The following is a 20,284-nucleotide window of genomic DNA, read 5'->3' as shown; positions in this document are numbered from 1 at the left end:
TGCACTTATGCAAAAAAAAGATATAGCGGATAGCACGGTTTTTATTTTTATAAAAACGCGCCATTAATAAATTGATTTCTCACTTATCAACGTGTATTAGTAGCTGTTTTTTGATTATTAACAATTACAAGAGCTTAAATATTATTTTGTATGTAATTATATTAGATAATATTTTTCATTGCTTAAACTCATGTTTTTACTCCATTTATTTACACTTTGATTTTAAATAGTATGTACTAGTTAGTATGACCATAGAAATACTTTAAATACCAATGTTTTTTTGTTATCACTTAGAAAATTAGTATAAATTATCTTCAGATGTATCTTAGAAATTATATTTTTTGAATAAAAAAAAGACTTCAAATTTTAGTATAGTACTATGAATTTGAAGTCTTACTTCTTAAAAAAAATGTTTTATACTATTTTGTTGGTGACAAATCTCTTGTTAACCAACCTCTTTTGCTAGCAGTTGCAATAGCATAAGGTGTGATCCAAAACAAAGCGAAAGTGTATAAGATACTATATGAGTAAGCCCAAATACCTTGGGTAGTTTTATATTTAGTCGAAAAGAATATAACAGAAAATGTAGATATTATTAAAATACTTACAGAGGTTGACCCTATAAACAATAGTGGGTGTACTGATACGAAAAATAACATGGCTATTAATAATGGATAGCTCATTAATATTTTTAAGAACTGACTTATAAATAAAATTCTTGTTCCCGATTTGCCTTTATCTCTAAAATTTGTAAAAACATATTTTGCCATTTCAAGACTCTCTCTTACATTGCTTCGTCCCCAACGAATAAACATTTTGTATAATCCAATGTATTGTTCGGGAACATTAGTATATGCTATTGCATTTTTTTGAAATAACACATGCTTGCCTTGTTTTAAAATCATATTAGTTAGCGCTCTGTCTTCACCAATATCTGACGGTTTACCCATAAAGGTTTGATTAATCCATTCTGGTAAACATTTATGAACGGCAGTACTCTTGTATGCAGCTAAAGCTCCTGGTGTGCATAAAACTGAATTTAAATTACTTTCTGCAGAACGGACAAACTCAAAACTTAAAACAAAACTTACATCCAGCATTTTTGGAAGCATTTCTTTTTTATTATTTAAAACTCTAATGTTTCCAGCAACTGCTCCGCATTGTTCATTTTCTATAAATGGACTTACTAAATTTCTAATCGTATCTTCTGTTACAATAGAATCGCTATCTACAGTTATATAAATATCGCCCGTTGCTAAATTAAAGCCACGATATAGCGCTTGACGTTTTCCTTGGTTTTCTGGCTGTTGGTAAATTTCTAAACGATTTCCTAAATTCCTTTTAGCATCTAACATCCATTTCCATGTGTCGTCTTTACTTCCATCATCTATGGATATAATTTGAATTTTATGCTTTGGATAGTTGCTATTCGCAATACTCATTAAAGTATCCCAAACTTGCTTACCTTCATTGTAGGCAGGCACTATAATAGTACAGGTTGGTAATTCTTTATCTGGAGCAGATGCAATTGGTTTATATTGATAGTAATTAAACGCTTTGTATAAAAAAAATAAAACTTTAAATGTAAATAATGAAACTGCTACTGCTATAAAAGTAATACCTAATGTAGAACTTATTTTATGTGCATTAAATTTTTCGAAGTCTTCATGAAAAACAGTGAAAAAATAAACTCCTAAAAGTAAGAGTGAAAATGTACTAAGTAAAACTAATTTGTTTTCTGAACTAGATGTTTTTGATTTACTACTAAGGAATGATGTAAAATCGTTGGATGATTTTTTGATTTTACTTTTTGAAGATGATATAAAATTTGTAAAAGCTAGTTTTTTTGAAGTCATGAATCTTTATTGTGATTGGTTTAAAATAGATTTACGTTTAGTATTACAATTTAGATTGTTTTTAATTTTTATTTAACATTGTTTTATGTTTTTTCATCGCAAAAAGAAACCCTAAATGAAATGAACATTTAGGGCTTTTATTAAGAATGTAAATAGAAAGAATTAATCTTCTTTTTTATTTTCTCTTGGCTTTCTATCGTCACGTTTGTTATCACGACTTTTATTGTCTCTAGAACCTTTGTTGTCACGACCTCCTGAACGTTTATCGTCTCTTGGTGGTCTAGCAACATAACCTTCCGGTTTCTCTAATAACGCTTTACGAGACACCTTTTCTTTGCGAGTTCTTGGATCTTGTCCAAAATACTTTACATTAAAAATGTCTCCCATATTTACAACATCGGTTACATTTTCAGTACGTTCCCAAGCTAATTCACTTACGTGAAGTAATACTTCGTTACCTGGTGCATCCATATACTCAACAACAGCACCAAAATCTAACATTTTGATTACTTTTACTTCGTATGTTTTACCTACTTGTGGCTTAAATAATATCGCATCTATTTTTGCCATGACAGCATCAATTCCTGCACTACCTACACCTAAGATTTCAACGATACCTTCTTCTGTTACTGGATCTTCGTTTATAACAATAGTGGTTTCAGTTTCTTTTTGCATCTCTTGGATCACTTTTCCTCCAGGTCCAATTAAAGCTCCAATGAATTCGTTAGGTACACGTCTTGTAACCATAGTTGGTGCGTGTTCTTTAACTTCAGCATTAGGAGTATCAATTGTATCTGTTAGTTTACCTAAGATATGTAAACGACCATTACGAGCTTGTTTTAGTGCATTCACTAAAATCTCGTAGCTTAATCCTTTTACTTTAATATCCATTTGGCAAGCAGTAATACCTTCTGAAGTACCTGTTACTTTAAAGTCCATATCTCCTAAGTGATCTTCATCACCTAAAATATCAGATAATACAGCATATTTTCCAGTTTCTGCGTCAGAAATTAATCCCATTGCAATACCTGAAACAGGTCTTATCATTTGTACACCTGCATCCATTAATGCCATAGTACCAGCACAAACAGTTGCCATAGAAGATGATCCGTTAGATTCTAATACTTCTGACACTACACGTACTGTGTAAGGACAGTCTGCAGGAATCATTCCTTTTAACCCACGTTGTGCTAAATTACCATGTCCAACTTCTCTACGAGAGGTTCCACGAATTGGTCTAGCTTCACCTGTACAAAAAGGAGGGAAGTTGTAATGTAAATAGAAATTTTCCTCACCTTCGTAAGAGGGCATGTCTATTTTGTTTGCATCTCTAGAGGTTCCTAAAGTAACTGTTGCTAGTGCTTGAGTTTCTCCACGAGTAAAAATAGAAGATCCGTGTGTTGATGGTAAGTAATCTACCTCACACCAGATTGGTCTGATTTCGTCAGTCTTACGACCATCTAAACGTAAACCTTCATCTAAAGTTAAGTTTCTAATTGCTGCTTTTTCAGCTTTACGGTAGTAGTCAGAAACTAAACCACCATAATCTGCTAATTCTTCTTCAGAAAAAGTAGCTTTAATATCTTCTTTTATTTGTTGAAAGGCCGCCGTTCTTTCATGTTTAGAAGATCCAGCTTTTGCTATAGCATATACTTTATCGTATGCCATATCATGTACTTTTTTCTCTAAATCTTCATCTGTTCTTTCAGCTTCATATTCACGAACAGCTTTTTTTCCAAAGGCTTCAGCTAATCTTAACTGAGCAGCACATTGTACTTTAATCGCTTCGTGAGCAAACTTAATAGCGTCAGCCATTTCGTCTTCAGAAATTTCATCCATTTCACCTTCAACCATCATTACCGAATCAGCTGAAGCTCCAATCATCATATCGATGTCAGACTCTGCTAATTGAGCTCTAGTTGGGTTGATTACAAATTCTCCGTTTACACGTCCAACTCTAGCTTCAGAGATAGCACATTCAAAAGGGAAATCTGATAATTGAATTGCTGCTGATGCTGCTAATCCTGCCATAGCGTCTGGCATAACATTTTCGTCATGAGACATTAACTGTATCATCACTTGTGTTTCAGAGTGATAATCTTTTGGGAATAATGGACGTAAAACACGATCCACTAAACGCATCGTTAATACTTCACCATCACTTGGTCTTGCTTCTCTTTTGAAGAAACCACCTGGGTAACGACCTGCAGCAGCAAATTTTTCTCTGTAATCTACCGTTAATGGTAAAAAGTTAAGATCTTTTTGTTCGTAGTTGGAAACAACTGTACATAACATCATACATTTTCCAGATGTAACAACAACAGAACCGTGTGCCTGTTTTGCTAACTTTCCGGTTTCGATAGTAATTTCTCTACCGTCTCCTAGGTCTATGACCTCTTTAAAAACTTTTGGAATCATAAATAAGTTTTAATTCTAATACCGATGATTAGTTTCTCTATCGGAATTTTGGTTAAACATTGGTAGTTGTGTTGTGTAGTAGTAGTGCCCAATGAAAAACTATAATTAGCTTCTTCAATTTTGGTGTTTAGACTCTTCCAAATCGAGTTATTTTATACTAAAAAACCACGCTGTTTGGCGTGGTCTTTATATTGAGATTATTTTCTTAATCCTAATTCTTTTACTATAGCACGATATCTTAAGACATCTTTCTTAGTTAGGTAATCTAGTAAGCTTCTTCTTTTTCCTACTAACATTACTAACGAACGCTCAGTATTATAATCTTTACGATTTTTCTTTAAGTGTTGTGTTAAGTGCTCAATTCTTTGAGTAAATAATGCTATTTGACCTTCTGCAGAACCAGTGTCTTTTGCGTTTTTACCGTGTTTTTTAAAGAGTTCCTCTTTACCTTCTTTTGTTAAATACATTCTAATATTATTGTAAATGATTGTTATGTAATCGAAAGTTTGTCTTTCGAGCCGCAAATATAGTAAATAATAATTATTTGAAGATATATTTAAGAGAATAACATTTAAAAAAAATGTTTGAATAAAAACCCAATTATTATTTAATATAAGTAGGAATTTTTTTATATTTTTAAACAGTGTTTAAATTGTTATTATTAAATGAAGGAAATTATTACAGATTCTATTGATTCTAATCTCTTATCCAATATTCTTAACCATAGTTATCATGGAATTGCTATTGTAGGATTAGATGGAAAATGGATATTGGTTAGTAAAAGCATCTGTGATATGTTAGGATATACTGAGTCTGAATTACTGGAGATGACATTTCAAGAAATTACAGTAAAAGAAGACTTAGCTACTGATTTGGTAGAGTTAAATAAGTTAATGAATAATGAAATTGAAAACTATGAACTAAGGAAACGTTATTTAAAAAAAAACGGTTCTATTGTTTGGGCTCAATTATCTGTTACTTTGGTTAGAGATCAACTTAATAATCCTAAGTACTTCATTTCACAGTTACAAGATATTACAGATAAAATTAATGCGATTGAAGCTCGAAAAGTACTAGTTGAAATTATTAAAGAAAGAAATAAGAGGTTAGTTAATTTTTCTAATATTGTTACTCACAATTTAAGAACACATTCTGGGAATTTAAAGACTTTACTTACCTTTATTGAAGAAGATATAGATGATTTTAAGTCTTATGAGAATGTTCCAATGCTTTATGAAGCCTTTGATAATTTAGAAAAAACAGTAAGTCATTTAAATGAAATTGCTAACGAAACACATTATGATAAATCGAAGTTAAAAAAGATTAACCTTAATAGTTTTGTAAAAAGCGCAATACAAAATGTTAGTGCCTTAGCTAAATATCACTCTTGTTTTATTGAAAATAATGTTGATGATTCTTTATTTGTTGTTGGTATAGAGGCTTATTTGGATAGTATTTTCCTAAATTTTCTAACTAATAGTATCAAATACAAATGTGAAGATAGGAAATGTGAAATAAAATTAAGTTCTAAAGTTGAAGGTGATTTTGTTTTAATAACAATTACAGACAATGGTTTAGGTATAGATTTAGAACAGTATGGAGATCGCTTATTTTCTTTATATCAGACATTTCATACTCATATAGAATCTAAAGGTTTAGGTTTATTTATTACAAAAAACCAAATTGAATCTTTGGGAGGTAAAGTGGCTGTAACTAGTACTCTTAATAAAGGAACTAGTTTTACGGTGTATTTAAAAAAGGCATAAAAAAAACCTCACAAATTTAATATTATGAGGTTTTTAAAGTAATAGAATATTTCTTTATGCCCTTAAAGGAGCATTTGTTATTAAGTCTATATATAGGTTAACTCTATTTTTTAAATCTTTACGTAGTGTTATAAAATCTAGAAAACCATGTTCCAATAGAAATTCAGAAGTTTGAAAACCTTCAGGTAATTCTTTTCCTGTAGTATCTCTTACAATTCTTGGTCCAGCAAAACCAATTAAAGCTCCAGGCTCTGCAATAGTAATATCTCCTAACATTGCAAAAGAAGCAGTTGTTCCTCCTGTAGTTGGATCTGTACAAAGTGAAATGTATGGTAATCCTGCATCTGCTAGTTGTGCTAATTTTACAGATGTTTTTGCTAATTGCATTAAAGATAATGCAGCTTCCATCATCCTAGCTCCTCCAGATTTAGATATAATCATAAAAGGTAATTTGTTTTTTAGAGCATAATCTGCAGCACGTGCAATTTTTTCTCCAACAACAGAACCCATAGAGCCACCAATAAAAGCAAAATCCATTGCAGCAATTACTAGGTCTTTACCTTTAGATTTTCCAACAGCGCAACGTACAGCATCTGTTAAACTAGTTTTTTCCTGTGCAGCTTTTAAGCGTTCCGGATATTTTTTAGTGTCAATAAATTTAAGAGGATCTTTAGACGATAAGTCTTTATCTAATTCTTTAAATTTATTGTCATCAAATAATATTTCGAAGTATTCTTTACTTCCAATTCTTACGTGATAGCCATCTTCTGGGCTTACGTAGAAATTTTTAGCTAATTCTTCAGAGTCTATAATTTTTCCAGTAGGAGACTTATACCACAATCCTTTTGGGATGTCTTTTTTGTCTTCTGTTGAAGTTTGAATTCCTTTATCTTTTCTTTTAAACCAAGCCATATTGATTTACTTTTTTTTTAGTTTATAATTCTAATATTATTAGAATAGTTGCTATTAGTTAGTTTTCGGGTTTGTGATAACACAAGATGACAAAATTACTATTTTTATCGATACAACTCAACATTTGGTATGTCTATATCATAATAGCTTGTTCTTTTTAATAAGAAATCCCGCTTTAACGGTGTTAAAGCGGGATTAATAAAATGTTATTTTATGTATTATAATGTATTCACATTATTTAAATCTTCGAATGCTTTCTTTAATCTTTCAACAAAAGTAATTTCACCTTCTCTTAACCATTTTCTTGGATCGTAGTGTTTTTTATTTGGAGATTCTGGACCATCTGGAGATCCTATTTGAGATTTTAAATACTCAGCTTTTTCTTTCATGTAATCACGAACACCAGTTGTAAATGCATATTGCATGTCTGTATCAATATTCATTTTTACTACACCATATCCAATAGCTTCTTGTATTTCTTCTTCTGTAGAACCAGAACCACCATGGAAAACGAAATCTATATGGTTATGCTCTACACCAAATTTCTTTGAAACATATTCTTGAGAATTTTTTAAAATTTTTGGAGTTAGTTTTACATTTCCAGGTTTGTATACACCATGAACGTTTCCAAAAGCGGCTGCAATTGTAAACTGGTCGCTTACTTTGCTTAACTCTTCGTATGCGTATGCTACCTCTTCAGGTTGTGTGTATAGTTTAGATTCGTCTACATCACTATTATCTACACCGTCTTCTTCTCCTCCTGTAATACCTAATTCTATTTCTAAAGTCATTCCCATTTTGCTCATGCGCTCAAGGTATGTTTTACAAATTTCTATATTTTCTTCAAGAGGCTCTTCACTTAAATCAATCATATGTGAGCTGTAAAGAGATTTTCCAGTTTCTGCAAAGTGTTTTTCACTAGCATCTAATAAACCGTCTATCCAAGGTAATAGTTTCTTTGCTGCATGATCTGTATGTAAAATTACAGGAACACCATAAGCTTCTGCCATTAAGTGAACATGCTTTGCACCAGCAATTGATCCCGCAATTGCAGCTTTTTGATTTTCGTTACTTAAACCTTTTCCTGCATTAAAAACACCTCCTCCGTTAGAGAATTGAATAATTACTGGAGCATTTAAAGCTGCTGCTGTCTCTAAAACACCATTGATTGTGTTTGATCCAACAACATTTACAGCAGGTAAAGCAAAGCCTTTTTCTTTTGCTAAATTGAATATTGCTTGAACTTCTTTTCCAGTAGCTACACCTGGTTTAATATTGTGTGACATTTATCTAATGTTTTAGTTAAAAATTGAATTTCAAAAGTAAACAATTTTTAAATATTTTTTATTAGAATAGGTAATAAAACGTCGAAAACGATGTAGTTTAATCTAGTGAATAAGCTATTAAAAAGGGTAGTTAATACCTATGTTATAGGTGGCGTTAGAGAAGTTATAATCATTAAACCAACGGTTGTTATCTCCGTAAGAAGGATCGTATGTTTTAAAGCCAATATCACCTCTTAGGATAAAGAAATTAAAGTCGTATCTAAAACCAAACCCAGAACCTATTGCGATATCTTTTATAGATGCAATTGAGTTAAAAGTTGCTTCGTCTTCTTTAACATCATCAAGTACATTCCATATATTTCCTGCGTCTATAAATATGGCACCATTAAGAGCTCCAAAAAGATTAAAACGATTTTCGGCACTTAAAGCAATTTTCATATTTGCTTCGTTAAATTCATTTACAGATTGTGTGCTTCCTGGTCCTAAATTATATGCAGACCATGCACGGTTATCATTCGCTCCACCACCAAAGAAACTTTTAGAAAACGGAATGTTAGTAGAATTACCATAAGGAATTGCAATTCCAAAAAAGGTACGAATGGCTATAATGTTTTTGCTTCCTAAATCCCAATACTTAACATAGTCTAATTCTGTTTTTACATATTGAGAAAACGCAACATTAAATAATTCGTATTTCTCATTGTCGTTTTTTTGAAGCCCTAAAATATTTGAAGCTGCAGAAAAAACATTTCCTGCAAGTTCTAATTTTAATCTAAAAATAGAAAATTGATTATCGTAAAGATTGTCTCTACCATCCTTAGTAAAACTAAAGTTTGTAGCGAGTATAAGGTTGTCTTCGGTTAATCTTTCTTTTCTTTCGTTTATAGAGTTCACCGTTTGTAAATCGTCTGAACTTATACTATTTGTTCCGTTAATGGCATTGTCTATAAACTGCTCAGCTTCTTCTGGAAGCGATAGTTGCTCACCTGCGTTAATGTAACCAGAGTTTACAGCGATTGCATTTAGTGTATTAAAAGAACTTTCGTAAACATTAAAATAGTTATCGGTATTTAAGTTTTTTACAAACTGAATATTAAACATATCCAGACTATTAGTTACTTTACTATTAGGAAACCACCTGTAATTAAAAGCTCCTGTTGCTGTTTGTTTATCTAATCCTACATTTGTTTGGCTAGTAGCAGCTAAACTAATTCTTGTAGAAGGAAACATAGAGCTTGGTATTATTTTAGAGGTATTAAAAGGAGAAAATAAACGAGGTATTGTTAATTTTAAATTTGCTCCAATCTCATTAATATCAAAAAATGGATCACCTTCATCAGAGCCATCTTTAGAAGCGCCAATAGATGCTATCCCAGATAGTTCAAGTGTTTCGGCTCCTTTAAACACATTTCTCATTAATACACTTGGGTTTAAGGAAAAACCAATAGTTTGTATGTTGCTTTGGGAGGCTTCGGCTCTAAAATCTAAACCAAATTTCTTTAAAGGTGTTAAATAAACATTAGCAGTTAAGGTAGTATCCGCATCATTTACTACGTAATCTATTTTCGGGTATTTAAAAGTTTTTAAATTACTAATTCGTCTTGATGTTAGTGGTTTGTTTTTATCTCGAAAAAGAGTATTTGGTTTAATAAAAACAGCATCTGTTAGCATTTTAGAATTATAACGTAATTTTTCTTTACTGTATATATTAAAGCCATTATACAATGTAGAATCTGTAATTGGCTTGTCTTTGGTTTCAAAAGCACTATTGGTATATATATTTACATCTTTTACTTTGTAAATTTTAAAAGGTTCGTAGAGCGTAGTGTCTTCTTGTCTAATTGGTTTTTCGGTAATATATAATTCTACATTAACTTTTTTTGTTTTACCCATACTATCCATTTTAAACAAGACATTGTCTTGAGAAAAATGATAAACACCAGAATTTCTTAATGTTTCGGTTATACGATCGCGCTCATCTATAAAATTATTGGTGCGATATTGTGTATTCGGCTTAATTAAAGACTTATTTAACGTACTTTGGTATAAGGAGTCTATAACTGGAGTAGTAATATTTGTAGTTAAAGAATCTACTAAATAAGGCTCACCTGTGTCAATTTTATAAGTAACAGTTGCTCTTTGGTTATCGTTTCTTACTGTTTCATAATCTGCTTTAACCTCAAACCAACCATTATTATAATAATAATTTTCTAGTCTTTTTATTGTTTTTTCAGAAAGTGTATCGTCTACTATAACTGGAGCTTCACCAGTTTTTTTAAGCCATTTATTAATGCCTAACTTCATTTTCTGACCTTGATCAAACTGCTTTTTAGATAAAAATTTAATTTGTCTTTTAGTACGTTTTGGGTTGTTCTCAATTTTAGCTTTTAAAATAGAATCTAAATTAGGTCGCGCCCAATTATATAGATAAAGTCTAGTTTTAAAATTAATATAAGGAATACTACTATTTGGCTTTTGGTATATAAGGTTGGTAACAGACTCACTTTCTTCTGTGTTATCATTAACCTTAATTGTTGTTTTAGTTAATAAGTGGGCGTTTTTGGGTACGCGTCTAACAGAGTTACATGCGGTTAGAAAACCAAAAATTAAAATAATAAGTAGTATTTTTGAATCTTGTATTTTCAATTAAACGGTCTTTAAAAGGATTTGTTTCGACTCTAAACTTTTAATTTGAATCACTTAAGATTCAAAAATACATTTTTTAAATGCTATCAAAAAGCCAAATAAAACTAATAACGCGTCTTAAGCAAAAAAAATACAGAATCGCTGATGGTTTTTTTGTAGCTGAAGGAATAAAAGTAATTAAAGAACTTCTAGAATCTTCATTAGAGTTGCATTATTTATTTACAACAGAGCCTTTCAAAAGTCATACCGAAAGTGAAACATTAATAACAGAAAACGAATTAAAGAAAATTAGTTTTCTAACGACTCCAAATAAAGCACTTGCAGTTTTTAAAATTCCAGAACAAAAAAACATTGAGACTCAAGGCTTAATTGTTGCTTTAGATAGTGTTCGCGATCCTGGAAATTTGGGTACTATTATAAGATTATGCGATTGGTTTGGCATAAAAGAATTAGTATGTAGTAAAGAGACTGTAGATTGTTATAATCCTAAAGTTGTACAGGCTACAATGGGATCTATTACAAGAGTAAATATTAGTTATTTAGATTTAAATACTTTTTTAGCTGAAGCTGAAACTCCCATTTTTGGAGCATTTATGGATGGCAAAAATGTTTACAAAAGCAAATTACCCAAAGAAGGTATTATAATTATGGGTAATGAAGCAAATGGTATTTCTGAAGCTATAGAAAAACAAGTAACAGATCGAATAGCTATTCCTCGTTTTGGAGATTTACAAGCGACCGAAAGTTTAAATGTAGCTACTGCAACTGCAATATTGCTGAGTGAGTTTAAAAGGAGTTAAATTAAAACTATTTTAAGTTTCTCACTCTTGTATGTCATTTCTGAGAAGGCAGAAATCCATTTTTAATAATTGAAAAACATGAAGTAATTACCATACATTTTTCTAATGAAAATGTATGCAAAGACGAAACATTGAAACCTACGACTGATAATTAATTTTATCTAAATGTAAAATTAATAAAAATACCACGCGTTTTCATAGAGTTTATATTTCCTGTCCACGGGCTATTAGGATCTTCATCTCTAACAAGCTCATCGTTTAAAGCAAAAATACCACGAATAGAAGGTGTGAATTTAAACCATTCTAAATAGAAATCTATACCAAAACCAATATCGTAAAACTGTGTGCTTTTAGTGGTTCTAAATTCGCCGCCACTATTATCTTCAGGATTCTTTTCGTTACTCGATAAATTAAGAGATGTTGCAATACCAAAAGTAATAAAAGGCTTAAAGTTATTATGACGCTTTGTAGATAACCTCATTAATAAAGGAATGTAGATGTAAGTAGACTTTACTTCACGTAAAAAATCCGATTTATTTAAATCATCGGCAGGAATACCATCAAAATAATTTTCAGGATAATTTAAAGTTCTTGCAGCAATAACCAAACCTGGCTCAAGTCTAAAATTAATAAAATCGTTTACACGAATATCTCCAACCAAACCAACATTAAAACCAAAAGTCTTTACCGTTTCTATATCACCTTTATTATCGTTGTAATCAATTTTGTAATCTAGATTATTAGTACCAAAGTAATATCCCCAACTTAAGGATTGCTTATCCATACTTTGGTTATTTTGTACTTTTTCTTTAGTAAACAACTGTGCAGAACAGACAGTGGTTGCTGTAATACATATAAATAGGGCAATTAGTTTCCTCATGTTATTGTTTTGTTGCTGTATAAATTGTGGCCACTCCAAAAGTTTGTGGTAAATCTTTCACATTTATAAACCCAATATTTCTTAAAATATTGTTTAGAGCTTCTCCATAAGGAAAAACCGAAGCACTATCACTTAAATATTTGTACGCTGTTTTGTCTTTAGAAAATAATCTCCCAACAGTTGGTAATACCACTTTAGAATGAAATTTATAACCTTGTTTAAAAGGAAATTTTGTTGGTACAGAAGTTTCAAGAATAACAAAAGTGCCACCAGGTTTTAAAACACGTAAAATATCTTTTAAACCTTTTTCTAATGTTTCAAAGTTTCTAACACCAAAAGCTACTGTAATAGCATCGAAAGTATTATCATCAAACGGCATGTTTTCGCTGTCTCCAATAATCATTTCAATTTTATGATCCAGATTTTTAGTTGCAATTTTGGTTTTTCCAACTTCAAGCATACCACTACTAATGTCTAAACCAATAATTTTGGTTGCACTAGTTTCGGCAAGATTAATAGCTAGATCTCCTGTTCCAGTAGCAATATCTAAAACAGTTTCTGGATTTGTGGCTTTAACAATCTCGACTACTTTCTTTCTCCATTTAATATCAATTCCAAAAGAGATTACACGATTTAAACCATCGTACTCTCCAGAAATAGTATCGAACATTTTTGTAACCTGTTCTTTTTTGCCAAGACTACTGTCTTTATAGGGGTTTACTTTTTTCAAAATAATTTTTTTTCAAAGATAATACATTGTATATGCTTTAAGAAACATGAAAACAATTAATTAATTACCTTTGCTATTCCTTTCATATAAAATAAAGAATGAAAATAATTATTGCTGGAGCTGGTGAAGTAGGATTTCATTTAGCAAAATTATTGTCCTACGAATCTCAAGAAATTACGTTAATAGACACTGATAAAGCGAGTCTATCGTATGCAGACAATCATTTAGATATAAAAGTTTTAAAAGGAGATGCTACTTCTATTGCCATATTAAAAGAGGCAAGAGTAGAAGGTAGTGACCTTGTTATTGCAGTTACTGCATCTGAAACTACAAACATTACGGTTTGCGTTTTGGCCAAACAATTAGGCTCTAAACGTACTATTGCACGTATTTCTAATACTGAATTTATTACACATAAAGAAGAGGTTGGTTTTACGCGTTTAGGTATCGACGAGCTTATTTCGCCTGAGGCACTTGCTGCTTCAGAAATTCAGTTGTTGTTAAACCAATCTGCTTTTAATGAAAGTTACGAGTTTGAAGGTGGCGCACTTACAATGGTAAGTTTAAACTTATCTAAAACAGCATCTTTTGTTGGTAAATCGGTAAAAGAAGCGGCTCAATATTTCCCAGAAATTCACTTTGTGCCTATTGCAATTCAACGTTTTGGTACGCAGTACACTACAATTCCAAGAGGTGATACTCAATTTCGAGTAGGTGATACTGTTGTATTTATTACTTGTGCAGGAGGTGGAGAGGAATTATGTAGGATGACGGGTAAAGCCAATACAACTATTAAGGATGTTATGATTCTTGGTGGTAGTAAAATTGGTTATAAAACAGCTAGAGATTTAAGTTCAAAACAATTTAATATTAAACTGATAGAAAGCAATAGAGATGTTGCTTTTGAACTGGCAGATGAGCTAGAAAAAATATTAGTTATTAATGGAGATGGAAGAAATGTAGAATTACTAGAGGAAGAAAATATAAGCGATATGGATGCTTTTATTTCTGTTACTGGTAATTCTGAAACTAATATAATGTCTTGTCTTGTTGCCAAATCTAAAGGCGTGAAAAAGACTATTGCTCTAGTAGAAAACATGGATTATTTTGAGTTATCCCAATCCATAGGTATCGATACTTTAGTAAATAAAAAATTACTTGCTGCAAACAATATATTTAGATATATACGTAAAGGAGAGGTTGTAGCTATGACTAAGCTTAACAACATGAATGCAGAGTTGTTAGAGTTTAGAGTTAAGCGCGATTCTAAAATATGTAATCAACAAATTAAAACTATTTCATTTCCACGTTCTGCTATTATTGGTGGTGTTATTAGAGATGGTAAAGGTTTAATTGCTTTAGGAGATTTTATTGTTGAGGAAGGCGATTATATTGTAGTTTGTTGTTTACCGAAGTCTATTAAAGAAGTAGAGAAATTATTTTTATAATTTATTATGTACAAAAGGATAAAGCTTAACTATAAAATTATTTTTCATTTCTTCGGATTGCTGTTCCTTTTTAATGGAGGTTTCATGCTTTTATCGACTTTAGTGAGTCTGATTTATAATGATGGTGTTACTTTAAAGTTGTTTTTATCTGGGATAATTACTGTTCTTATTGGTGTTTCTGCTATGTTTTATACAAGGAATCATAAAAAAGTAATGAACAAACGTGAAGGTTATATTGTTGTAGCTTTTGGTTGGATAGTAATGACTTTATCTGGATCCTTACCATATGTTTTTACAGAAGCGATACCAAATTTCACAGATGCCTTTTTCGAAACAATGTCTGGTTATACAACCACAGGCGCTACTATTTTAAATGATATTGAAGTTGTTCCGGAAGGTATATTGTTTTGGAGAAGTTTAACGCATTGGATTGGTGGAATGGGTATTATTGTACTCGCTGTAGCTATTTTACCACTATTAGGAATTGGTGGTATGCAGCTTTTTGCCGCTGAAGCACCTGGACCAAGTGCAGATAAGTTACATCCAAGAATTACAGATACTGCTAAACGTTTATGGTTAATATACTTTGGGTATACTGCGGCCGAAACAATATTACTTAAAGTAGCAGGAATGTCTTTTTTCGATGCCATTAATCACTCAATGACTACATTGTCTACAGGTGGTTTTTCTACAAAAAATGCTAGTGTTGCATATTGGAATGATAAACCTTTAATACAATACATAATTATTGTATTCATGTTTTTAGCAGGTACAAACTTTGTATTAAGCTACTTTGCTTTTAAAGGAAAGATATCTAAAGTTTATAAAGACGAAGAATTTAAACTCTATTTTAAGTTTATTGCTATTTTTACTCTTGTAGCGGCTGTAATTATCTATTTTAATGCAGATATGAGCATTTCTACAATAGAACATCCACAAGTTTGGGGAGCAGCAGAGAGTGCCTTTAGACATAGTTTATTTCAAGTATTAACGATAATTACAACTACAGGTTTTATATCTGCAGATTATACGCTTTGGACACCTTTTTTAACAATATTTTTCTTCGGGATGATGTTTCTTGGTGGTTCGGCTGGAAGTACATCTGGAGGAATAAAAGTGGTAAGACATTTAATTACCATTAAAAATGGTTTTTATGAGTTTAAGCGTGCTTTGCATCCTAATGCTATACTACCAGTACGTTATAATAAAAGGTCGGTTTCTGGAGATATTGTATTTAATATTCTTGGATTTTTTATCCTTTACCTTCTGGCGTTTATTGCTGGAACATTAGGTTTCTCGATGATGGAAATCGACTTTGAATCTTCTATTGGTTTAGCGGCTTCAAGTTTAGGTAATGTTGGTCCTGCATTGGGAGATTTTGGACCAGTTAATAATTATGATGCTTTACCTGCTGTAGGTAAATGGTGGTCTTCTTTTTTAATGCTTATTGGTAGATTAGAGTTGTTTACGGTATTAATTTTATTAACGCCTTTCTTCTGGAGAAATAGGTAGTTGCGTTTCTTTTTTAGTTTTTCTATTTTGATAATTTAGTGGTTGTCTGTAACATTTTTGATTATGCTTCGTCGTAATAATATAACCACAAAACATCAATCATCATGGAATCAATCTCAATTACTTCAAATTTAGTTTCAAACTCAAATGTTCAAACATCTAAAGTTAATTCTTATTTAGGTTTATTAAATTCAGATTATAAAAACATTGTAAAAGCTAATTTTAAAAACTTCAAATCATCTTCTTTATATAGTATAAAGCAACGTGTTAAGAGTAATCAATTTCAAACGTGCTGTTCTGTAGGCACGAGTTTAAAAGTCTTGATTTTCTTTGTAGCAACTATTATTGGTTTTATATAAGTCTCTTTTTTTTTTCAGCTGAGTATTTAATATTTTTATTTAAAACTGTAACTATTTTATAAAAAGTGTTACTTATAGTTAAAGCAGCTTTCCTTTTAGTAGATGTATTTTATTTCTGCTAAAGTCAATAGATATTTAGAATTTGCAAGTTCTACGTTAATATATCTATTCATTTAACTTATTGTTTAATGCCGAAATTTTCGGAATAATACTTAGAACTTATGGGAGGAGGAGGATCTATGGCAGCAGCAAATCAATCTTTAAATGCTAATAGGAAATTAGTAGGTAAACGAAAAGAGAGCAGGTTTAGCTTTGTGCATAGTAGTAAAGAAAAAATAGAATATAATTTACCCAAAGCTACACCTGATGAATTAAAACGCATTCAGGAGAAATTTACACACGAAAATAAATTAAGAAAGCAAAAACGATTAGTGCTAATAAGCTTGTTTATGCTAATGCTAATTACAGTTTTTGTATATATTATGTTATAAAAAAAGCCTCTGAATAATTTCAGAGGCTTTAATAATTTATAAATAATGTGACTTAAACTAAAGCCGCTTTAATTCTTTTTATAGCTTCCTTAATTTGATCTTGTGAAGCAGCATAACTAATTCTAATGCAATCTGGATTGCCAAATGCATCTCCTGTTACTGTAGCAACAAGTGCTTCTTCTAATAAGTATAGAGAGAAATCTGTAGCATTGTTTATTGTTTTTCCACGTAAAGTTTTTCCAAAGAAATAAGTAACATCTGGGAATACGTAAAATGCACCTTCTGGTGTGTTGGTTTTAAAACCTTCGATACCTTCAAGTAAATTTAAAACCATATCACGACGTACTTTAAATTCGTCAATCATATAATCAACAACACTTGGGTTTGCATTTAAAGCAGTTATAACAGCACGTTGTGCGATACAGTTTGTTCCGCTAGTTACTTGTCCTTGCATTTTGTTACAAGCACGAGCAATCCAATCTGGAGCACCAATAAATCCAACTCTCCAACCTGTCATAGCAAAAGCTTTAGAAACACCGTTTACGGTTATTGTGTTGTTAAACATTCCATCAATACCAGCCATACTTGCGTGTGGCTTTCCTGTGTAGTTTATGTGTTCGTAAATTTCATCTGAAACCACATAAATATTAGGATGCTTTATCAAAACAGAAGCCAAAGCTTCTAATTCTTCTTTGCTATATAAAGATCCACTTGGGTTACAAGGAGAGCTAAACCAAAGCATTTTTGTTTTTGGTGTAATAGCTGCTTCAAGTTGTGAGGCAGTCATTTTAAAATCGTTTTCTATAGATGTTTTTACTTCTACAGGAACGCCTTCTGCAACTTTAACAATATCGCTATAGCTTACCCAGTATGGACAAGGTAAAATAACCTCGTCTCCTTTATTTAACATTACTTGTGCAATGTTGTATAAAGATTGTTTAGCTCCAGTTGAAACTACAATTTGAGGTAAAGTATATGTTAAGTTGTTATCGCGCTTAAATTTTGTAATTACAGCTTCTTTTAAATCTACATAACCATCAACCGGTGAGTAAGAATTGTAGTTGTCATTTACAGCTTGTATTGCAGCTTCCTTAATAAAGTCTGGAGTATTAAAATCTGGTTCTCCCAAACTTAAACCTATTATATCTTTACCTTCTGCTCTAAGTTCTCTTGCTTTTGCTGCCATTGCTAAAGTGGCAGACGTAGACATGTTTGTTATTCTTTCTGAAAGTTGATTCATGTATGAAGTGTTATTTAAAATACAAATTTGTGTTATGCCATATTAGGTTTTTGACCTAACACTTTTAATTGTTGGTAATGCTCACCTATTGCTTTCCACATCGTGTTGTATTCATTATATGGTAAGCTAAATTCGTGAGCAGTTTCTTTTACTATCTTTGCTATGTTTTTGTAATGTACATGGCTAATATGTGCAAATAAATGGTGTTCTACTTGCCTGTTCAAACCGCCTGTGTAAAATTCTACTAACCAGTTTTTAGGAGAGAAATTAGAAGTAGTAAACAATTGGTGTATTGCCCATGTGTTTTTCATATTTCCATTTTCATCAGGAATAGGCATATCTGTATTAGGCATAACGTGTGCTAATTGAAAAACAACACTTAGTATAATTCCAGCAGTATAATGCATGATTAAAAAGCCTATTAAAACTTGCCACCAAGCAAAACCAATAAATAAAGGTAAGGCTACCCAAATTGAGTAATATAATATTTTACCAATAATTAATTTAGTCCACTGTGTTGCTGGCTTAGGGAAATCTCCATAAGACAATTTACGTTTTAAGTAAATATAAGTTTGTTTAAAATCTGTAGTAATCGCCCAGTTTACTGTTAATAAGCCATAAAGTAAGAAAGCATAATATTTTTGATACTTGTGGATTTTTAACCATTCAGAATGTTTAGAGAAACGAATTATTCTACCCGCATCGATGTCCTCATCATGACCTTCAATGTTTGTATAAGTATGGTGTAATACATTGTGTTGTACTTTCCAGTTATAATCGTTACCAGCTAATATGTGTATGCTGCTCCCCATTAATCTGTTAACCCATTTCTTACTAGAAAAAGAACCATGATTTGCATCATGCATAACATTCATTCCTACTCCGGCCATTCCTATACCTATAACCATTACAGATAATATTTGAAGCCATGCAGATAAATCGACTGTTAGTAATAGTACTAGAGGTCCAAGTAATAATGTAAACATTACTATGGCTTTAATGTATAATCTCCAATTACCAGTTTTTTTAATTTCATTCTCCTTAAAGTAATTGTTAACACGCTTGTTTAGTGTTTTAAAAAACTTTGCAGGATCAGTTCTTGAAAATGTTATTGTTTGTTTTGACATAATTATTTTTTTGAATAGTAACAGGTGCAAAAAATGTACCACTCATATTTTATGATACAAAGATAATTAATAATTGCGAGTGAACTAATAGAGAATTTCATAAAAATATGAGCTATTAATTTCTATTTTTGCACATTAACAAAAGCTTATGGAACTCATATTAAAATACTTCCCAAATTTAACACAAGATCAAATAGAAAAGTTTACAAAACTTGAAGCTTTATATCAAGATTGGAACTTGAAAATTAACGTAGTCTCTAGAAAAGATATTGACGAGCTGTATTTACGCCATGTATTACATTCTCTAGCTATAGCAAAGGTTATTGATTTTAAAGATGACGCCAGTATTATGGATGTTGGTACAGGTGGAGGATTTCCAGGAATTCCTTTAGCAATATTATATCCAGAATGTAATTTCCATTTGGTAGATAGTATAGCGAAAAAATTAAAAGTAGTTAATGAAGTTGTAGAAGGTTTAGGTCTTGAAAATGTTAAAACGACACATTGTAGAGTTGAAGAAATTAAAGAAACCTACGATTTTATTATAAGTAGAGCAGTAGCAGCAATGCCTACTTTTGTACATTGGATTAAAGGTAGAGTATCTAAACATCAAGAACACGATGTTAAAAACGGGATTTTATATCTTAAAGGAGGTGATTTAGACGAGGAGCTTCAAGATTACAGAACTGCAACTATATATAATATTTCAGATTTTTATTCTGAAGATTTCTATGAAACAAAAAAAGTAGTACACTTACCTATTAAATACAAAGGTTAATTATAGTAATTATGCATTTTACAACGTTTTAGTTT

The 20,284-nt window shown here is 31.2% G+C and carries 17 protein-coding genes; 7 read left to right on the top strand and 10 right to left on the bottom strand.

Annotated elements, in window-relative coordinates; genetic code table 11:
* Positions 1-419 precede the first annotated feature (419 nt).
* The 3 genes from Q0935_RS13795 to rpsO form a co-directional block, all read right to left on the bottom strand.
* Positions 420-1,856, bottom strand: a complete 1,437-nt coding sequence (locus tag Q0935_RS13795; protein ID WP_299387292.1) for a glycosyltransferase family 2 protein — start codon at positions 1,854-1,856, stop codon at positions 420-422.
* A 162-nt stretch (positions 1,857-2,018) separates the two neighbouring features.
* Positions 2,019-4,274, bottom strand: a complete 2,256-nt coding sequence (locus tag Q0935_RS13790; protein WP_299387289.1) for a polyribonucleotide nucleotidyltransferase — start codon at positions 4,272-4,274, stop codon at positions 2,019-2,021.
* Positions 4,275-4,471: 197 nt separating this feature from the next.
* Positions 4,472-4,741 (bottom strand): 30S ribosomal protein S15, encoded by a 270-nt coding sequence (gene rpsO / locus Q0935_RS13785; protein WP_299253874.1) that lies wholly within the window; start codon positions 4,739-4,741, stop codon positions 4,472-4,474.
* 198 nt (positions 4,742-4,939) lie between these two features.
* Here rpsO and Q0935_RS13780 point away from each other — a divergent pair, with 198 nt between their 5' ends.
* Positions 4,940-6,040, top strand: a complete 1,101-nt coding sequence (locus Q0935_RS13780) for a PAS domain S-box protein (protein WP_299387285.1) — start codon at positions 4,940-4,942, stop codon at positions 6,038-6,040.
* Between the two features lie 54 nt (positions 6,041-6,094).
* Here the strand turns inward: Q0935_RS13780 and accD are convergent, their stop codons facing one another.
* From accD to Q0935_RS13765, 3 genes are all read right to left on the bottom strand, one after another.
* A complete protein-coding gene (gene accD / locus Q0935_RS13775; protein WP_299253880.1) occupies positions 6,095-6,952 on the bottom strand; it encodes an acetyl-CoA carboxylase, carboxyltransferase subunit beta in 858 nt (285 codons plus the stop codon).
* Positions 6,953-7,170: 218 nt separating this feature from the next.
* Positions 7,171-8,238, bottom strand: a complete 1,068-nt coding sequence (fbaA, locus tag Q0935_RS13770) for a class II fructose-bisphosphate aldolase (protein WP_299253883.1) — start codon at positions 8,236-8,238, stop codon at positions 7,171-7,173.
* A 117-nt stretch (positions 8,239-8,355) separates the two neighbouring features.
* Positions 8,356-10,884 carry a POTRA domain-containing protein gene (locus Q0935_RS13765; RefSeq protein WP_299387281.1) on the bottom strand — a complete coding sequence of 843 codons (2,529 nt, stop codon included), beginning with the start codon at positions 10,882-10,884 and terminating at the stop codon, positions 8,356-8,358.
* A gap of 80 nt (positions 10,885-10,964) precedes the next feature.
* Here Q0935_RS13765 and Q0935_RS13760 point away from each other — a divergent pair, with 80 nt between their 5' ends.
* Complete coding sequence (locus tag Q0935_RS13760) at positions 10,965-11,684, top strand: RNA methyltransferase (RefSeq protein WP_299387277.1); 720 nt, start codon at positions 10,965-10,967, stop codon at positions 11,682-11,684.
* A gap of 157 nt (positions 11,685-11,841) precedes the next feature.
* Here Q0935_RS13760 and Q0935_RS13755 read toward each other — a convergent pair whose 3' ends face one another.
* Complete coding sequence (locus Q0935_RS13755; RefSeq protein ID WP_299253892.1) at positions 11,842-12,564, bottom strand: porin family protein; 723 nt, start codon at positions 12,562-12,564, stop codon at positions 11,842-11,844.
* 1 nt (position 12,565) lies between these two features.
* Entirely contained in the window at positions 12,566-13,297 is a 732-nt protein-coding gene (gene ubiE / locus Q0935_RS13750) for a bifunctional demethylmenaquinone methyltransferase/2-methoxy-6-polyprenyl-1,4-benzoquinol methylase UbiE (protein WP_299387300.1), read from the bottom strand.
* A gap of 95 nt (positions 13,298-13,392) precedes the next feature.
* On the opposite strand from ubiE, the gene trkA reads away from it, so the two are divergent.
* The 4 genes from trkA to Q0935_RS13730 all read left to right on the top strand — a co-directional run bounded on the left by trkA (position 13,393) and on the right by Q0935_RS13730 (position 17,104).
* The gene (gene trkA, locus Q0935_RS13745; RefSeq protein ID WP_299387273.1) at positions 13,393-14,742 is read left to right on the top strand and encodes a Trk system potassium transporter TrkA; all 1,350 of its coding nucleotides are present in this window, start codon (positions 13,393-13,395) and stop codon (positions 14,740-14,742) included.
* A 6-nt stretch (positions 14,743-14,748) separates the two neighbouring features.
* Positions 14,749-16,254, top strand: a complete 1,506-nt coding sequence (locus tag Q0935_RS13740) for a TrkH family potassium uptake protein (protein ID WP_299387269.1) — start codon at positions 14,749-14,751, stop codon at positions 16,252-16,254.
* A gap of 104 nt (positions 16,255-16,358) precedes the next feature.
* Complete coding sequence (locus tag Q0935_RS13735) at positions 16,359-16,613, top strand: hypothetical protein (protein ID WP_299387264.1); 255 nt, start codon at positions 16,359-16,361, stop codon at positions 16,611-16,613.
* A gap of 221 nt (positions 16,614-16,834) precedes the next feature.
* Positions 16,835-17,104, top strand: coding sequence for a hypothetical protein (locus Q0935_RS13730; RefSeq protein WP_299387261.1), 270 nt, complete (start codon positions 16,835-16,837; stop codon positions 17,102-17,104).
* A gap of 52 nt (positions 17,105-17,156) precedes the next feature.
* On the opposite strand, the gene Q0935_RS13725 is transcribed toward Q0935_RS13730, so the two are convergent.
* Together Q0935_RS13725 and Q0935_RS13720 are read right to left on the bottom strand one after the other, a co-directional pair.
* Positions 17,157-18,344, bottom strand: coding sequence for a pyridoxal phosphate-dependent aminotransferase (locus Q0935_RS13725; RefSeq protein WP_299387257.1), 1,188 nt, complete (start codon positions 18,342-18,344; stop codon positions 17,157-17,159).
* Between the two features lie 32 nt (positions 18,345-18,376).
* Positions 18,377-19,471, bottom strand: a complete 1,095-nt coding sequence (locus Q0935_RS13720; RefSeq protein ID WP_299253912.1) for an acyl-CoA desaturase — start codon at positions 19,469-19,471, stop codon at positions 18,377-18,379.
* 148 nt (positions 19,472-19,619) lie between these two features.
* Between Q0935_RS13720 and rsmG the strand changes: the two genes are divergently transcribed.
* Positions 19,620-20,249 (top strand): 16S rRNA (guanine(527)-N(7))-methyltransferase RsmG, encoded by a 630-nt coding sequence (rsmG, locus tag Q0935_RS13715; RefSeq protein ID WP_299387255.1) that lies wholly within the window; start codon positions 19,620-19,622, stop codon positions 20,247-20,249.
* Positions 20,250-20,284 lie beyond the last annotated feature (35 nt).

It is taken from the genome of uncultured Lacinutrix sp. (assembly GCF_947500605.1).
Lineage (GTDB): Bacteria > Bacteroidota > Bacteroidia > Flavobacteriales > Flavobacteriaceae > Lacinutrix.
The sequence above is the reverse complement of the archived record's forward strand: the minus strand, read 5'-3'. Positions and strand labels throughout refer to the sequence as shown.

Coding starts and splice junctions, on each gene's coding strand:
- Q0935_RS13725 (WP_299387257.1), bottom strand. CDS start 18,344: ATGAATCAACTTTCAGAAAGAATAACAAACATGTCTACGTCTGCCACT.
- Q0935_RS13790 (WP_299387289.1), bottom strand. CDS start 4,274: ATGATTCCAAAAGTTTTTAAAGAGGTCATAGACCTAGGAGACGGTAGA.
- Q0935_RS13780 (WP_299387285.1), top strand. CDS start 4,940: ATGAAGGAAATTATTACAGATTCTATTGATTCTAATCTCTTATCCAAT.
- rsmG (WP_299387255.1), top strand. CDS start 19,620: ATGGAACTCATATTAAAATACTTCCCAAATTTAACACAAGATCAAATA.
- Q0935_RS13735 (WP_299387264.1), top strand. CDS start 16,359: ATGGAATCAATCTCAATTACTTCAAATTTAGTTTCAAACTCAAATGTT.
- Q0935_RS13755 (WP_299253892.1), bottom strand. CDS start 12,564: ATGAGGAAACTAATTGCCCTATTTATATGTATTACAGCAACCACTGTC.
- rpsO (WP_299253874.1), bottom strand. CDS start 4,741: ATGTATTTAACAAAAGAAGGTAAAGAGGAACTCTTTAAAAAACACGGT.
- Q0935_RS13720 (WP_299253912.1), bottom strand. CDS start 19,471: ATGTCAAAACAAACAATAACATTTTCAAGAACTGATCCTGCAAAGTTT.
- Q0935_RS13760 (WP_299387277.1), top strand. CDS start 10,965: ATGCTATCAAAAAGCCAAATAAAACTAATAACGCGTCTTAAGCAAAAA.
- fbaA (WP_299253883.1), bottom strand. CDS start 8,238: ATGTCACACAATATTAAACCAGGTGTAGCTACTGGAAAAGAAGTTCAA.
- Q0935_RS13740 (WP_299387269.1), top strand. CDS start 14,749: ATGTACAAAAGGATAAAGCTTAACTATAAAATTATTTTTCATTTCTTC.
- Q0935_RS13795 (WP_299387292.1), bottom strand. CDS start 1,856: ATGACTTCAAAAAAACTAGCTTTTACAAATTTTATATCATCTTCAAAA.
- trkA (WP_299387273.1), top strand. CDS start 13,393: ATGAAAATAATTATTGCTGGAGCTGGTGAAGTAGGATTTCATTTAGCA.
- accD (WP_299253880.1), bottom strand. CDS start 6,952: ATGGCTTGGTTTAAAAGAAAAGATAAAGGAATTCAAACTTCAACAGAA.
- Q0935_RS13730 (WP_299387261.1), top strand. CDS start 16,835: ATGGGAGGAGGAGGATCTATGGCAGCAGCAAATCAATCTTTAAATGCT.